The 14,982-nt window shown below is 68.4% G+C and carries 15 protein-coding genes and 1 pseudogene; all 16 read right to left on the bottom strand.

The genetic code is table 11. From position 1 onward, the window contains the following. Window positions 1–44: 44 nt before the first annotated feature. Window positions 45–980 (bottom strand): NAD-dependent dehydratase, encoded by a 936-nt coding sequence (locus ABS52_15750; GenBank protein ID ODT01990.1) that lies wholly within the window; start codon window positions 978–980, stop codon window positions 45–47. Beyond that, window positions 980–2,284, bottom strand: coding sequence for a UDP-glucose 6-dehydrogenase (locus ABS52_15755; GenBank protein ID ODT01991.1), 1,305 nt, complete (start codon window positions 2,282–2,284; stop codon window positions 980–982). The genes ABS52_15750 and ABS52_15755 overlap by 1 nt, the downstream gene beginning before the upstream one ends. Before the next feature lie 114 nt (window positions 2,285–2,398). After that, on the bottom strand, window positions 2,399–3,757 hold the full coding sequence (locus ABS52_15760) for a UDP-N-acetyl-D-glucosamine dehydrogenase (GenBank protein ODT01992.1): 1,359 nt from the start codon (window positions 3,755–3,757) through the stop codon (window positions 2,399–2,401). A 43-nt stretch (window positions 3,758–3,800) separates the two neighbouring features. After that, window positions 3,801–4,913 (bottom strand): transcriptional regulator, encoded by a 1,113-nt coding sequence (locus ABS52_15765; GenBank protein ODT01993.1) that lies wholly within the window; start codon window positions 4,911–4,913, stop codon window positions 3,801–3,803. 62 nt (window positions 4,914–4,975) lie between these two features. Continuing rightward, entirely contained in the window at window positions 4,976–6,037 is a 1,062-nt protein-coding gene (locus tag ABS52_15770; GenBank protein ID ODT01994.1) for an oxidoreductase, read from the bottom strand. Next, window positions 6,034–6,654 carry a hexapeptide transferase gene (locus ABS52_15775; GenBank protein ID ODT01995.1) on the bottom strand — a complete coding sequence of 207 codons (621 nt, stop codon included), beginning with the start codon at window positions 6,652–6,654 and terminating at the stop codon, window positions 6,034–6,036. Before ABS52_15775 ends, ABS52_15770 begins: the two co-directional genes overlap by 4 nt. Before the next feature lies 1 nt (window position 6,655). After that, complete coding sequence (locus ABS52_15780) at window positions 6,656–9,892, bottom strand: carbamoyl phosphate synthase large subunit (GenBank protein ODT01996.1); 3,237 nt, start codon at window positions 9,890–9,892, stop codon at window positions 6,656–6,658. Window positions 9,893–9,975: 83 nt separating this feature from the next. Then, window positions 9,976–10,965, bottom strand: a complete 990-nt coding sequence (locus ABS52_15785; GenBank protein ODT01997.1) for a GDP-mannose 4,6-dehydratase — start codon at window positions 10,963–10,965, stop codon at window positions 9,976–9,978. Window positions 10,966–11,037: 72 nt separating this feature from the next. After that, entirely contained in the window at window positions 11,038–11,256 is a 219-nt protein-coding gene (locus ABS52_15790) for a 50S ribosomal protein L28 (protein ODT01998.1), read from the bottom strand. 3 nt (window positions 11,257–11,259) lie between these two features. Next, the gene (locus tag ABS52_15795; protein ID ODT01999.1) at window positions 11,260–11,616 is read right to left on the bottom strand and encodes a 50S ribosomal protein L17; all 357 of its coding nucleotides are present in this window, start codon (window positions 11,614–11,616) and stop codon (window positions 11,260–11,262) included. A 5-nt stretch (window positions 11,617–11,621) separates the two neighbouring features. Then, the gene (locus tag ABS52_15800) at window positions 11,622–12,692 is read right to left on the bottom strand and encodes a DNA-directed RNA polymerase subunit alpha (GenBank protein ID ODT02000.1); all 1,071 of its coding nucleotides are present in this window, start codon (window positions 12,690–12,692) and stop codon (window positions 11,622–11,624) included. A 177-nt stretch (window positions 12,693–12,869) separates the two neighbouring features. After that, a complete protein-coding gene (locus tag ABS52_15805) occupies window positions 12,870–13,502 on the bottom strand; it encodes a 30S ribosomal protein S4 (GenBank protein ODT02001.1) in 633 nt (210 codons plus the stop codon). A 2-nt stretch (window positions 13,503–13,504) separates the two neighbouring features. Next, window positions 13,505–13,882: a 30S ribosomal protein S11 gene (locus tag ABS52_15810; protein ODT02002.1), complete on the bottom strand. Its 378-nt coding sequence runs from the start codon at window positions 13,880–13,882 to the stop codon at window positions 13,505–13,507. 1 nt (window position 13,883) lies between these two features. Beyond that, window positions 13,884–14,261, bottom strand: coding sequence for a 30S ribosomal protein S13 (locus ABS52_15815; protein ODT02003.1), 378 nt, complete (start codon window positions 14,259–14,261; stop codon window positions 13,884–13,886). A 277-nt stretch (window positions 14,262–14,538) separates the two neighbouring features. Continuing rightward, window positions 14,539–14,748: a hypothetical protein gene (locus ABS52_15820; GenBank protein ID ODT02004.1), complete on the bottom strand. Its 210-nt coding sequence runs from the start codon at window positions 14,746–14,748 to the stop codon at window positions 14,539–14,541. Window positions 14,749–14,752: 4 nt separating this feature from the next. After that, window positions 14,753–14,982, bottom strand: a pseudogene (locus ABS52_15825) (hypothetical protein).

Consider the following 14,982-nt stretch of genomic DNA (forward strand, 5'->3'; position numbering starts at 1 on the left):
CGCCCCATCGCGCCCGACAGCGCCCCATCGCGCCCGACGGCGCTCTACAGCGCGAGCACGCGCCGGAAATGCGCGATGGTGCGCCGGACCCCCTCGCGGAGGTCCACCTGCGGCTCCCACCCCAGCACGGCCCTGGCGCGGGCGATGTCGGGTTGCCTCACCTTGGGATCGTCCTCGGGGAGCACCTGGAACGTCAGTGGCGACGCGGAGCCGGTCAGCTCGAGCACCACCTCCGCCAGCTGGCGAACGGTGAACTCGTGCGGATTGCCGATGTTCATCGGCTGCGCGTCGCCGTGCAGGAACAGGCGATAGATCCCCTCGATCTCGTCGTCGACGTAGCAGAAGGAGCGCGTCTGGCTCCCGTCCCCGTACAGCGTGAGCGGCTCGCCCTGCAGTGCCTGCACGATGAAGTTGGACACGACGCGGCCGTCGTGGGGGCGCATGCGCGGGCCGTAGGTGTTGAAGATCCGCACGATGCGCGTGTCCACGCCGTGCGCGCGGTGATACGCCATCGTCATGGCCTCGGCGAAGCGCTTGGCCTCGTCGTACACGCCACGCGGCCCGATGGGGTTGACGTTGCCCCAGTAGCTCTCCGGCTGCGGGTGCACCAGCGGATCGCCGTACACCTCCGACGTCGACGCCAGGAAGAAGCGCGCCCCCTTCGCCTTGGCGAGGCCGAGCGCGTTGTGGGTGCCTAACGCCCCCACCTTCAGCGTGGCGATCGGGTGCTCCAGGTAGTCGATCGGGCTCGCCGGCGAGGCGAAGTGGAGCACCCCGTCGAGCGGCCCCGAGACGTACGTGTACGTCGAGATGTTGTGGCGCACGAACTCGAAGCGCTCGTGCCCCATCAGGTGCGCGATGTTGTCGGGGTTGCCGGTGATGAAGTTGTCGAGCCCGACGACCTGGTGCCCCTCCCGCAGGAAGCGGTCGGCGAGGTGCGACCCCAGGAAGCCGGCGGCGCCGGTGATGAGGACGCGCATCAGCCCCCCCTCCCGATGGAGTCGTACCGGAAGCCCAGCGCGCGCATCTTGGCCGGGTCGTAGAGGTTCCGGCCGTCGATCACCACCGGGCGCCGCAGCGATTCCTTGATGCGCGTGAAGTCGGGGTGACGGTACTCGTTCCAGTCGGTCACCACGACCAGGGCGTCGGCTCCCGCCAGCGCATCGTAATTGGTCTCGGCGTACGTGATCCGGTCCCCGAGCCGCCGTTGCGCCTCGCCCATCGCCGCCGGGTCGTGCGCCACCACGCCGGCGCCCGCCTCGAGCAGCTGGTCGATGAGGACGAGGGAGGGGGCCTCGCGCATGTCGTCGGTATTGGGCTTGAAGGCCAGCCCCCACAGCGCCACCCGCGTGCCGGAGAGGTCGCCACCGAGCGCCGCGCGGAGCTTCTCGAACAGGCGACGCTTCTGCCGCTCGTTCGCCTCCTCCACCGCCTCCAGCACCGCGAGCGAGGACCCGCAGTAGCGCGCCGTGCGCACCAGCGCCTTCACGTCCTTCGGGAAGCACGAGCCGCCATAGCCGGGCCCCGGGAAGAGGAACGATTGGCCGATGCGCGAATCGGAGCCGATCCCCTTTCGCACGAGGTCCACGTCGGCCCCGACGCACTCGCAGAGGTTCGCGACCTCGTTCATGAAGGAGATGCGCGTCGCGAGCATCGCGTTGGCGGCGTACTTCGTCATCTCGGCCGACGCGACGTCCATGAAGATGATCGGCTTTCCCGTGCGCACGAACGGCGCGTACAGCTCGGCCATCACGCTCCGCGCGTGGTCGTTCTCCACCCCGAGCACCACGCGGTCCGGCTTCAGGAAGTCGTCCACGGCGGCCCCCTCCTTCAGGAACTCGGGATTGGAGCACATGTGGAACGGGTAGCGCGCATGCGCCGCCACCGCACGTTGCACCTTGGCGGCCGTCCCCACCGGCACGGTCGACTTGGTGACGACGACCAGTTCCCGCATCATGTGCCGCCCGATCTGCTCGGCCACCGCCAGCACGTGGCGCAGGTCGGCGGAGCCGTCCTCGTCGGGCGGCGTCCCGACCGCGATGAAGACCACCTCGGCGCTGGCGATCGCGGCGCCCACATCGGTGGTGAACGTCAGGCGCTCCTGCCGCTGGTTGCGCTCCACCAGCTGCTCGAGGCCCGGCTCGTAGATCGGGATGACGTTCTGCAGGAGCGCCTCGATCTTGGCGACGTCCACGTCCGCGCACGTCACGTCGTTCCCCGTCTCGGCGAGGCAGGCCCCGACGACGAGTCCGACATATCCCGAACCCACAACCGTGATCTTCACGCCATCCCCTGAGTCAAGTCGTTCGCGTATGCACGCGACGGAAGCGGCAGATCGTGAGGGGAGACGTCACCCGCGGCACCCCGAACTCCCGACTCCCGTCTCCCGTCCGTCCACTTACAGCTGCGCCAGCTCGCTCTCCGGAATCCCGTCAGTGAGCTTGGAGAGCGGGACGATCCGCGCGCGCGACGGGTTGGCCCGCGTCATGGCGTTGCGCGTGTCGATGACGAGCCCCGCGTGGTCGGCGACGAACTGGTAGTCGACCGCCGTGTGGTCGGTGACGATCACCACGGCGTCCGCCGACTCCAGCACCTGGCGGGTCAGCGGGACCCCCGCGCGCTCGTGCCCGTGCTCCTTGAAGTGCGGGACGTGCGGGTCGTGATAGTCGACGAGCGCCCCGCGCTCCTCCAGCAGGCGCATGACATCGAAGGCCGGGCTCTCGCGCATGTCGTCGATGTCCTTCTTGTACGCGATCCCCAGGATCAGGATGCGGGAGCCGTTCACCGCCTTCCGGTCCTGGTTGAGCGCCCACGCCACCTTGCGCACGACGTACTCCGGCATTTCGGAGTTGATCTCGCTGGCCAGGTCGATGAAGCGCGTCTTGTAGTTCAGCGTGCGCATCTTCCACGCGAGGTAGTGCGGATCGAGCGGGATGCAGTGCCCCCCGATTCCCGGCCCGGGCGTGAACTTCATGAAGCCGAACGGCTTCGTCGCGGCCGCGTCGATGACCTCCCAGACGTTCACCCCGAGCTTGTCGCAGATGATCGCCATCTCGTTCACCAGGCCGATGTTCACGGCCCGGAAGGTGTTCTCGAGGAGCTTCACGAGCTCGGCCGCCTCGGCGCTCGACACCGGGACCACCGTGTCGATACACGACCCGTACAGCGCGCTCGCCACTTCCACGCAGTCGGGGGTCACGCCGCCCACCACCTTGGGCGTGTTCTTCGTGTGCCACTTCGGGTTGCCGGGATCGACCCGCTCGGGGCTGAAGGCGAGGAAGACGTCCTTCCCGACCTTGAGCCCCTGCTCCTCGATCCGGGGCTGCATCACTTCACGCGTCGTCCCCGGGTACGTCGTGCTCTCGAGCACCACGAGCATCCCCGGGTGGCAGTTGCGGGCAATCGCCTCGGTCGCCGCCTGCACGTAGCTCATGTCCGGGTCGCGCGTCTTCGACAGCGGCGTCGGGACGGCGATCGAGATCGCGTCGCACTCCGTCAGCCGTGCTTCCTCGGCCGTGGCGACGAAGCGACCGCCCCTGACCTGCTCGGCCACCTCGGACGAGGGGACGTCCTGGATGTGCGACACCCCCTTCATGAGGTGCTCGCACGTCCGCTGGGAGATGTCGTAGCCGATCACCCGGAACCCCGCCTTGGCGAACTCCATCGCCAGCGGGAGTCCGACATACCCGAGTCCAACGATCCCGATTACCGCGGACCGGTCCTGAATGCGGGAAAGCAGTTCTTCCTTCGTGCCCATGGTGTCGTCGTGATTGGGAGTTTCGCGATCCCTTCAGGGACGCTCAGCGCCCGTAGAAGGCACGAACCGTGCCGATCACCTCGTCCAGCTGCGCGCTCGTCAGCTCCGGGAAGATCGGGAGCGAGAGCACCTCCCGGGCCGCGCGCTCCGCCTCGGGACAGGCCCCCTCCTTGTAGCCGAGGTACTGGAAGCAGGGCTGCAGGTGGAGCGGGAGGGGATAGTACACGGCCGTCCCGATCCCCTTGTCCTTCAGATAGGCCTGCAACGCGTCCCGACGGTCCACCCGGAGGGTGTACTGGTTGAAGATCGACTCGTTGGCCGGGTCGATGTGGGGGAGCTGGACCTCGGGGACATCGGCGAACGCCGCGTCGTAGTAGGCGGCGTTGGCCCGCCGACCGGCGCTCCAATGCGACAGGTGGGGGAGCTTGGCAACGAGGACGGCCGCCTGGAGGGCGTCGAGGCGGGAGTTGTAGCCCACCTCGTCGTGGAAATACTGCTTGGCGCCGCCGTGGACGCGGAGGCGCTTCAGCCGGGCGGCGAGCCCGTCGTCCTGGGTGACGATCATCCCGCCGTCGCCGTACCCCCCGAGGTTCTTGGACGGGAAGAAGGAGAAGGTCCCGATGGTGGCGCCCTCCCCGGCCATGACCTTCTCGCCGTCGATGACCCGCGAGGCGCCGATGGACTGGGCGGCGTCCTCGATGATGGGGAGCGAGGGGATCAACCGGCGGATCTCCTCGATGGGTGCCATCTGGCCGAAGAGGTCGACCGGGATCACCGCCTTGCTCCGGGCTCCGACGGCGGCGGCGGCCGCGGCGGGGTCGATGTTGAAGGTGCGCGGCTCGATGTCCACGAAGACCGGCGTCGCCCCCACGTTGTGGATCGTTCCGGCCGTCGCGAAGAAGGTGAACGGGGTGGTGATGACTTCGTCGCCACGCCCCACGTCGAGGGCGCGCATCGCCAGCAGGATCGCATCGGTCCCGTTCGCGCACCCGATGGCGTGCTTGGTGTGCGAGAGGTCGGCCACCATCCGCTCGAGCCGCTCCACGGGCTCGCCGAGGATGAAGCGCTGGTCGTCGATCACCTGCATCACGGAGGCCAGGACCTCGTCACGGATGAACGAGTGCTGGGCCTTGAGGTCGAGGAGCGGGACGGGCATGGAAGTATCAGGCGGGGGACGGGGGACGGGGGACGGGAGTGCGCCGCGTCGCGGCGCGCTCACTAGACTCGTGCCCGCAGTGGGAGGGGCACCTCGTGCCCGGTCTTGGCCGACTCGTAGATCCCCAGGATCAGCTCGAGCGACTTGCGGCCGGCGCGACCATCGGTGTCGGCGTGGGCCTCGCCGCGCAGCACGGCGAGCACGTTGCGATAGTACCCCTCGTGCCCGTGGCCGTACACGTTAGGCGGGGTATAGGTGGCCGAATCGACGAGCTTGTCGTCGTCGTCGTAGTCCGCGAACTGCCACGTCTCGACCTTGTTCACGGCGGTGCCGCCGATCTTCACCGTCCCCTTCTCGCCGAGGACGGTGATCGATCCCTCGAGGTTGCGCGGATAGGTGAGCATGGTGACCTCGATGACGCCGAGGGCCCCCGAACGGAACTTGAGGATGGCGACGCCCGAGTCCTCGGTCTCGATCCGGCGGGCCAGGGTGGCGGTCTTGGCCATCACGCTCTCGACCGGCCCCACGAGCCACTGGATGAGGTCCACGTAGTGCGACGCCTGGTTCATGAAGGCGCCGCCATCGAACTCCCACGTCCCGCGCCACGGCGCCTGGTCGTAGTACTCCTGCGGGCGCGTCCAGCGCACGGTGGTGTTGGCCATGTAGATGCGGCCGAATCGCCCCTTGTCGATGGCGCGCCGCAGCAGCTGGACCGGGGGGTTGAGGCGGTTCTGCTTGACCACGAAGAGCTGCACGCCCGCGTCATCGCACGCCTGGACCAGCTCGTCCGCCGACGTGAGCGTGATCGCCATCGGCTTCTCGCACACGACGTGCTTCCCGGCCTTCGCCGCCTGGATGCCGTGCTGGGGGTGGAGGCCGGACGGGGTGCAGACGGCCACGACGTCGCACGGCGCCTGCTCCAGCATCCTGGCGTACGACGTGAACCAGGGGACGTCCTGCCCTTCGCCGGCCTCGCGCGCGCGGCTCTCGACCGCGTCGCACACCGCCACCAGCTGCAACTCGTCGAGCTTGCCGATCGCGTCGAAGTGGCTGCGGCTGATCCGCCCGCACCCCACGAGCGCGATCCGCACCGGCGCGCGTCCCCCTCCGTCCTCCTCGCTCATGCCGACTCCTCCGGCGACAGGTTGTCATCGAGCAGGTGATACGCCGCCCCGCACGCCGCACATACCAGGCGCGCTTCCCCACTCCCGTCTCCCGTCTCCCGTCCCCCGTCTCTCGTCCCGGCCTTCGGCAAGGAGACGCCACACCGGCACACCCACCCCACCTGCCGTGCCGGCACCCCCACCACGAGCGCATACGGCTTCACGTCGCGCGAGACCACGGCACCGGCGCCCACGAAGGAAAACTCGCCCAGCGTCACCCCGCACACCACCGTCGCATTGGCGCCGATGCTCGCCCCGCGCTGCACCAGCGTGCGCCGGTACTCGTGCTTCCGCGACACGTGGCTGCGCGGGTTGATCACGTTGGTGAAGACCATCGAGGGGCCGCAGAAGACGTCGTCCTCCAGCTCGACCCCCTCGTACACCGACACGTTGTTCTGGATCTTCACGTTGTTGCCGATCCGCGTCCGCGGCATCACCACCACGTTCTGCCCCAGCGAGCACCGTTCCCCGATCACCGCGCCGGCGTTGACGTGGCAGAAGTGCCAGATGCGCGTGTCGTCGCCGACGACCGCGCCCGCGTCGACGTAGGCGGATTCGTGGATGAACGGCGCGCCCATCCTAGCGCTCACCGCGGAGGACCTGGTGCCACTCCTGCAGCGACCGCACCGTCGGCGCCTGCGAACGCAGCGACACGATGGCGTCGCAGGCCGCGTTCGCCGCCGACATCGTCGTCGTGTAGGAGATACGCTTCGAGATCGCGGTCTGCCGCAGCACGTAGTCGTCGTACTGCGCGTGCTTCCCCAGCGGCGTGTTGATCAGCAGCTGGATGTCGCCGTTGAGCATCAGGTCGACCCCATGGGGGCGCCCCTCGTGGAACTTGCGCACCCCCTGGACGGGAATCCCGCGCTCCTGCAGGTAACGGGCGGTCCCGTCGGTCGCGTACAGCGCAAAGCCCATTTCGTGGAAGCGACGCGCGAGCGGGATCACGGTCGGCTTGTCCCCGTCGTTGACGGTGATGAAGATCGCACCGCCCAGCGGGAGCTCGTTGTCGGCCGCCAGCTGCGCCTTGGCGAAGGCGCTCCCGAACGTGGTCGAGATCCCCATCACCTCCCCCGTCGAGCGCATCTCCGGCCCGAGGAGCGGGTCGAACTCGCGGAACTTCGTGAAGGGGAACACCGCCTCCTTGACCGAGACGTACGGCGGGACGATTTCAGCGGTGTAGCCGATCGCGTCCAGCGTCTCGCCCACCATGGTGCGCGCCGCCACCGACGCCAGCGGGACCCCGATGGCCTTCGAGACGAACGGAATCGTGCGGCTGCCGCGCGGGTTCACCTCCAGGACGTACACCTGCCCGTTCTTCACCGCGAATTGCACGTTGATCAGCCCCACCACCCCGAGCTTCCTCGCGAGGGCGATGGTATGCGCCTTCATGGCCTCGATGTCCGCCGGGGAGATGAGGTACGGTGGCAGGACGCACGCCGAGTCGCCGGAGTGGATCCCGGCATCCTCGATGTGCTGCATCACGCCGCCGATCACGACCGTCGTCCCGTCGCTCACCGCGTCGACGTCGGCCTCGAAGGCATCCTCGAGGAAACGGTCGATGAGAACCGGCCGCTCCTCGCTGACGCGGGCGGCCGTCTCGAAGTACTCGCGCATCGACTGCTCGTCGTACACGATCTGCATGGCGCGTCCGCCGAGCACGTACGACGGGCGGACGAGGACCGGGTAGCCGATGCGGTCGGCGATGTCGACCGCGTCGTCGACGCTCGTCGCCGTCCCGGCCTCCGGCTGTTGCACGCCGAGCTCGCGCGCCACCGCCTCGAAGCGCTTGCGGTCCTCGGCGACGTCGATGGCATCCGGGCTGGTGCCGAGGATCCGGACCCCGGCCGCCTCGAGCCCCTTGGTGAGCTTGAGCGGCGTCTGCCCGCCGAGCTGCACGATCACGCCGATGGGCTGCTCGCGACGCACGACCTCGAGCACGTCCTCCAGCGTGAGGGGCTCGAAATAGAGCTTGTCGGCGGTGTCGTAGTCGGTCGAGACGGTCTCCGGGTTGGAGTTGATCATGATGGCCTCGTAGCCGCGCTCGCGCAGGGCGAGCACGGCACGGACGCACATGTAGTCGAACTCCACCCCTTGCCCGATGCGATTGGGGCCGCTCCCGAGGATGACGACCGACTTCCGCCCCGTCCGCTCGCTCTCGCTCTCGTCGTCGTACGACGAGTACAGGTAGGGCGTGGCCGAGGGGAACTCGCCGGCGCAGGTGTCCACCATCTTGTAGGCCGGGTGGATCCCGAGCGCCCAGCGGCGCTCGCGCATCACCTGTTCGCCCTCACCGCGCAGTTCGGCGAGCTGCCGATCGGAGAAGCCCATCCGCTTCATCTCGCGGATCTCCCCGGCGCTGACGGTGCCGGCCGCGGCGAAGCGGCGCTCCGCCTCGACCAGCTCGCGCAGCTGCTCGAGGAACCAGGGGTCGATGGCCGTCAGCTCGTACAGCTGCTCGGTGGTGAAACCGGCGAGGATCGCCCGCTTGACCTCGAAGATGCGCTCGGGCGACGGCTTGCCTAACGCCCCGCGCAGCGCCTCGAGCGAGTCGTCGGGGAGCCGGTCGTCGGCGGCCCGCGCCCCCACGGTCCACCCGGCGCGCCCGGTCTCCAGCGCGCGCAGCCCCTTCTGGAAGGCCTCCTTGAACGTGCGCCCGATCGCCATCGCCTCGCCCACCGACTTCATCTGCGTCGTCAGGTAGGGGTTGGCGCGGGCGAACTTCTCGAAGGCGAAGCGCGGGCACTTCACCACGACGTAGTCGAGCACCGGCTCGAACGAGGCCGGCGTCGTCCTGGTGATGTCGTTCGGGATCTCGTCGAGCGTGTAGCCGACGGCGAGCTTGGTGCCGATCTTGGCGATCGGGAAGCCGGTGGCCTTGGAGGCGAGCGCCGAGGACCGCGACACGCGCGGGTTCATCTCGATCACGACCATCTCGCCGTTCCGGGGATCGATGGCGAACTGGATGTTGCACCCGCCGGCCTCGACCCCGATCTCGCGGATCACCGCCACCGCCGCATCGCGCATGACCTGGTACTCGCGGTCGGTGAGGGTCATGGCCGGCGCCACGGTGATCGAGTCGCCGGTGTGCACCCCCATCGGGTCGATGTTCTCGATGGAGCAGACGATGACCACGTTGTCGGCGTGGTCGCGCATCACCTCGAGCTCGAACTCCTTCCACCCCAGGAGCGAGCGCTCGATGAGCACCTGGCTCACCGGCGACTCGGCGAGCCCGCGCCGGCAGATCTGCTCGTACTCCTCGCGGTTGTAGGCAATGCCGCCCCCGGACCCGCCCAACGTGAACGCCGGGCGGATGATGGCCGGGAAGCCGGTGAATTCCGCGATCTCGACCGCTTCGTCCCAGGTGGTCGCGATCCGCCCCTGCGGCACCTGGAGCCCGATGCGCTTCATCGCCTCGGCAAACTCCTGGCGGTCCTCCGCCATCTTGATCGCCCGGGCCTTGGCCCCGATCAGCTCGACGCCGTACTTCGCCAGCACGCCGCGCTCCGAGAGCTTCATGGCGACGTTGAGCGCCGTCTGCCCCCCCATCGTCGGCAGGAGGGCGTCCGGCCGCTCCTTCGCGATCACGAGTTCGACGAACTCCGGGGTCACCGGCTCGATGTAGGTGTGGTCGGCGACCTCGGGGTCGGTCATGATCGTCGCCGGGTTGGAGTTCACGAGGACGACCTCGTAACCCTCCTCTCGCAGCGCGCGCGCCGCCTGCGTCCCGGAATAGTCGAATTCGGCCGCCTGCCCGATGACGATGGGGCCGGAACCGATGAGCAGGATCTTGTGGATGTCGGTACGACGAGGCATGTCCGGAAGTCTAAGTACAGAAAGCCGCTCGAGCGGCACGAGGAGCGCCTCCCCGCCGCGACGCCGGCGGGGAGCACTGCAATTTACACGTCCGCCCCCGATCTCACGCGCTCCAGGTCGGCGGTGACCATCATTTCGACCAGCGCCGGGAAGGCAACCCGGGGGCGCCACCCCAGGAGCTCCCGGGCCAGCCGCGCGTCCGCCACGAGCGACGTCGTGTCGACGGGCCGGAACAGCGACGCGTCGGCGACCACGTGCTCCCGGTAGTCGAGCCCCACGAGCGCGAAGGCGTGCTCGCAGTACTCGCGCACCGAGTGCGAGACCCCGGTCCCGATGACCAGGTCGCGCGGTCGCTCCTGCTGCAGCATCCGCCACATCGCCTCGGCATAGTCCCCGGCGAACCCCCAGTCGCGCCGCCCCTCCAGGTTCCCCAACGTCAGCGTCCGGTCGACACCCGCCGCGATGCGCGCCGCCGCGCGCGAGATCTTCCGCGTGACGAACGCCGGCCCCCGGCGCGGGCTCTCGTGGTTGTAGAGGATCGCCGAGGCGACGTGCAGGGCGTGGCTCTCCCGGTAGTTCGACGCCAGCCAGAAGGCCGCCGCCTTGGAGACCCCGTACGGCGACGCCGGACGGACGGGCGTATCCTCCGCCTGCGGCCACCGCTCCGGACGCCCGAAGATCTCGCACGACGACGCCACGACCATGCGGGCAGCCGGGGCCACGCGCCGGACCGCCTCCATCAGGTTGACCGTGCTCCCCGCGTTGGCGGACAGCGCCTCCATGGGACGCTCCCACGACGTGTCGACCCGGCTGGCGGCCGCGAGGTGATAGACCTCGTCGGGGGCGACCCGAGCCACCACCTCCTGCACCGCCGCCGGGTCGCCCAGGTCGAGCGGGACGACGTCGAGGCGTGAGAGGAGGTGCGCGATGCGCCAATCGCGACCATCGCCGCCGCCGCGGCGCGACGTTCCCACGACGCGATACCCGTGCGCGAGGAGGAGCTCGGCGAGGTACGAGCCGTCCTGCCCACGGACGCCCGTGACGAGCGCCGTCTTCGCGGGCGCGTCACGCATCGGCGAGGGGGTGAACGAAAAAGGGAGCGCCGAACGCGCTCCCTTGGTCGAACATCGGTTGGAGCGCCGAGCTCACGCGACGGCGGCACCGCGAGGGGCCCGCTGCACCTTGCCGGCGGCGAGGCAGCGCGTGCACACCTTGACCTTGATGGTCTTCCCTTCGCTCACGACGCGGACGACCTGGAGGTTGGGCTTCCAGGTGCGACGGGTCTTGTTGTTGGCGTGCGAGACGCTGTTTCCGTAGGCCACGCCCTTCTCGCAGACGTAGCAGCGGTTGCGACTGATGGCCATGGCTCAGCCCTCCACGAGCTCGATGCGCGCCATTTCCGCCCCGTCGCCCTTGCGATGGCCGGTCTTGAGGATGCGCGTGTATCCACCGGGCCGCTTGACGTACTTGGGCCCGATCTCCTTGAACAGCTTGTCCGCCGTCTCCCGCTTCTGGATGTGACGGCCGGCGAGACGGCGATCGTGCAAGGTCCCGGAGCGGGCCTTGGTGATCAGCTTCTCGATGAAGGGGCGAAGCTCCTTGGCCTTCGCCTCCGTGGTCTCGATGGCACCGTGCTCGATCAGCGACGACGCGAGGCCGCGCATGAGCGCGAGCTTCTGTTCGCTGGTGCGGCGAAGCTGGCGCCCCGCTTTCCTGTGACGCATTGCCCTTACTCCTCTTCGTCGTCTGGCGCGTTCGCGGCCGCGCGGCTCGGCGGGGTCCCCAGGTCGATGATGCGGACGCCCTCGCCGTTCTCTTCGTAGCGCATGCCGAAGTTCAAGCCTTCGCGCTCCAGGAGGTCAGCGATCTCCTGCAGCGACTTCTTCCCGAAATTCTTGACCTGGAGGATCTGGTTCTCGGTCTGGCGGACCAGGTCACCCAGGGTACGGATGTTGGAGTTCTTCAGCGAGTTCACCGAGCGAACCGAGAGCTCGAGGTCGTCGATGGCCGTCTTGAAGAGCTGCGCGAGGCGAGCCGCATCCCCGCCGGCGCTATCCCCGCCCATCGACATCGGCGCCGAAGCGTGCGAGCCGAAGGAGGCGAAGTACTGGAAGTGCGTCTGCGCCAGCGCCGCGGCGTAGCTGACCGCCTCTTCCGGCGTGATGGTGCCGTTGGTCTCGACGGTGAGCGTGAGGCGATCGTAGTCGGTGCGCTGCCCGACGCGGGTCTCCGCGACGCTGAAGTTGGCGCGGCGAACGGGGTTGTAGATCGCGTCGACGCGAACGAGGTCGATGGGGAGGCCGCGGTCGAGGACGTGCTGCTCGGACTCGACGTAGCCACGCCCCTTGTTCACGTAGAGCTCGACGTTGATGTCGCGTGCGTCTTGCAGCGTGAACAGGTGGTGGTTCGGGTTGATGACCCGGACGCTCCCGCTCTGGTCGATGTCGCCGGCGGTGACGGGCCCCGCCTCGGACTTCCCGATGCGCAGCACCGTTTCCTCGACGTCGTCGGCCATGCTGAGGACGAGCGTCTTGAGGTTGCCGATGATCTGGTGGACGTCCTCGACGACGCCGGCGATGGTCTGGTGCTCGTGCACCACTCCATCGATCCGGAAGCCCCAGACCGCGGCGCCGCGAAGCGACGAGAGCAGCATGCGCCGCATGGCATTGCCGAGCGTGTGGCCGTAGCCCCGCTCGAGCGGCTGGAGGACGAATTCGGCGACGTACGGTGCCTCATCCCGCTTCCGGACCTCGACGAGGTGGGGACGAACCAGGCCCTTCAGGTCGATCGCTTGAGACATGTATCAGTGCTCGGTGCGGTCATACCGGGGCCGCGCCCCGGCAACGCCCCACCCCGCCCCTAACGCGCGGTGGGCTCGTACGAGAGTTAGGGTCTCGACCCGGAAATCCAGACGGGAGACGGGGGTGTGGAGACGGGAGTTGGGGGGTACCCGCACTCCCGTCTCGCATTCCACCGGTTACTTCGAGTACAGCTCGACGACCAGCTGCTCCTGGGCGGCGATCGGGATGTTCGGGCGCGAGGGGCGCTCGAGCATGCGACCCGAGAAGGTGTCGCGATCGACCGCGAGCCACGACGGGGAAGCCCCGCGGGTCGCCTGCTCCATCGCTCCCTGCACCAGGGTCAGCTCGCGCGACTTCTGGCGCACGCGCACCTCCTGGCCCGGGGTCACGACATAGCTGGGGATGTCGACCGTCTTGGCGTCGATCTCGATGTGCCGATGCCGGATGAGCTGACGCGCCGCCTTGCGGCTGGGGGCGAAGCCCATGCGGTAGACCAGGTTGTCGAGGCGGCTTTCCAGCGCCGCGAGCAGGTTGTGGCCGTGAATTCCCGGCAGCGCCGACACCTTCTTGAAGGTGTTGCGGAACTGCGTTTCGCTGACCCCGTAGATGCGCTTGATCTTCTGCTTCTCGCGCAGCTGCTTGGAGTATTCCGACGACTTGCGGCGACGCGACGCCGCCTGGCCGTGCTGACCCGGGGGGTACGGACGGCGCTCGACCGGGCACTTCTCGGTGAAGCACTTCGTCCCCTTGAGGAACAGCTTCGTCCCCTCACGGCGGCACTGCCGGCAGGAGGCTCCCGTATAGCGCATGCTCAGACCCTCCGGCGCTTCGGGGGACGGCAGCCGTTGTGCGGAATCGGCGTCACGTCCTTGATCGACTTCACCTGCAGGCCGGCCGACGCGAGCGCCTGGATGGCCGACTCACGCCCCGAACCGGGCCCCTGCACGCGCACGTGCACGCGTCGCACGCCGGCGGTGAGCGCTTCGCGCGCGCACTGCTCGGCCGCGACCGTCGCCGCGAACGGCGTCGACTTCTTGGAGCCCTTGAACCCCGCCTTGCCGGACGTCCCCCACGAGATGGCATTGCCATGCATGTCGGTGATCGTCACCAGCGTGTTGTTGAACGTCGCGTTGATGTGGGCGATCCCCTCCGCCTCCACGACGCGCTTGGTCTTTTTCCCGGTCGCCATACTACTTGGTCACCTTCTTCTTGCCCGCGATCGCGCGACGCGGTCCCTTCTTCGTGCGCGCATTGGTGTGAGTGCGCTGACCGCGCACGGGGAGCCCACGGCGATGACGGATCCCTCGGTACGAGCCGATGTCCATCAGTCGCTTGATGTTCATCGCGACCTCGGTGCGCAACGCACCCTCGACGCGATAATCCTTCTCGATGACCTGACGGAGCTTGTTCACGTCGCCATCGGACAGATCGCGCACGCGCAGGTCGGACGAGACCCCGGTCTTCCCGAGAATCTCCTTCGCGACGGCACGCCCGATCCCGAAGATGTACGTCAACCCGATCTCGACCTTCTTGTCGCGAGGGAGATCGACACCAGCGATACGCGCCATAATCAGCCCTGCCGCTGCTTGTGCTTAGGGTTGCGCTTGCAAATGATGCGAGTGACGCCGCTGCGCTTCACGACTTTGCAGTGCTCGCAGATGGGCTTCACGCTGCTGCGGACTTTCACCGGAGACTCCGAATCGATCCGAAGGGAACTAACGAAAAATCGGACAAGACACCAAGAATAGACATGTCGCCCCCTCGATGCAAGGGATCGACAGCGCCAAAATCACGTACTGGCGCGCAATTACGCCCCCTCCACCCCACCCAGCCACCCCTCCCCGCTCACCCCCCCGCCATCTCCCGACGGACTCGCTCCATCGCCCCCCGCGGGTCACCCGCCGCGGTCACCGCCCGCCCCAGAACCAGGTACCGCGCCCCGGCGCCAACCGCCCCGCCCGGCGTCACCACCCGGAACTCGTCCAGCTCCATCAGGCGGCCGACGGCCTCCTTGATGTGGCGGGCGGTGATGACATTGCACTGGCAGACGATCATGATCTCAGCCCTGGGCGACTCCGGCGATACCGGCCAGCGACTTCACCGCCCGCTTCAGCTGCGCGTTCTCGCGGCGCAGGCGGCGCAATTCCGCATCACCGGAGCGGGACGGTTGCTCGGCCCGCTTCAGCCAATTGTAATAGGTGGTGTCCGTGACACCCAGGACACGGGCGATCTCATAGACCCGCTTGCCTTCGCCGCGGAGCGCCGCGGCTACCTTGAGCGGCGCCGGCG

The sequence above is a fragment of the Gemmatimonadetes bacterium SCN 70-22 genome, assembly GCA_001724275.1.
Taxonomy (GTDB): domain Bacteria; phylum Gemmatimonadota; class Gemmatimonadetes; order Gemmatimonadales; family Gemmatimonadaceae; genus SCN-70-22.

Coding starts and splice junctions, on each gene's coding strand:
- ABS52_15750 (ODT01990.1), bottom strand. CDS start 980: ATGCGCGTCCTCATCACCGGCGCCGCCGGCTTCCTGGGGTCGCACCTC.
- ABS52_15760 (ODT01992.1), bottom strand. CDS start 3,757: ATGGGCACGAAGGAAGAACTGCTTTCCCGCATTCAGGACCGGTCCGCG.
- ABS52_15765 (ODT01993.1), bottom strand. CDS start 4,913: ATGCCCGTCCCGCTCCTCGACCTCAAGGCCCAGCACTCGTTCATCCGT.
- ABS52_15770 (ODT01994.1), bottom strand. CDS start 6,037: ATGAGCGAGGAGGACGGAGGGGGACGCGCGCCGGTGCGGATCGCGCTC.
- ABS52_15775 (ODT01995.1), bottom strand. CDS start 6,654: ATGGGCGCGCCGTTCATCCACGAATCCGCCTACGTCGACGCGGGCGCG.
- ABS52_15780 (ODT01996.1), bottom strand. CDS start 9,892: ATGCCTCGTCGTACCGACATCCACAAGATCCTGCTCATCGGTTCCGGC.
- ABS52_15785 (ODT01997.1), bottom strand. CDS start 10,965: ATGCGTGACGCGCCCGCGAAGACGGCGCTCGTCACGGGCGTCCGTGGG.
- ABS52_15790 (ODT01998.1), bottom strand. CDS start 11,256: ATGGCCATCAGTCGCAACCGCTGCTACGTCTGCGAGAAGGGCGTGGCC.
- ABS52_15795 (ODT01999.1), bottom strand. CDS start 11,616: ATGCGTCACAGGAAAGCGGGGCGCCAGCTTCGCCGCACCAGCGAACAG.
- ABS52_15800 (ODT02000.1), bottom strand. CDS start 12,692: ATGTCTCAAGCGATCGACCTGAAGGGCCTGGTTCGTCCCCACCTCGTC.
- ABS52_15805 (ODT02001.1), bottom strand. CDS start 13,502: ATGCGCTATACGGGAGCCTCCTGCCGGCAGTGCCGCCGTGAGGGGACG.
- ABS52_15810 (ODT02002.1), bottom strand. CDS start 13,882: ATGGCGACCGGGAAAAAGACCAAGCGCGTCGTGGAGGCGGAGGGGATC.
- ABS52_15815 (ODT02003.1), bottom strand. CDS start 14,261: ATGGCGCGTATCGCTGGTGTCGATCTCCCTCGCGACAAGAAGGTCGAG.
- ABS52_15820 (ODT02004.1), bottom strand. CDS start 14,748: ATGATCGTCTGCCAGTGCAATGTCATCACCGCCCGCCACATCAAGGAG.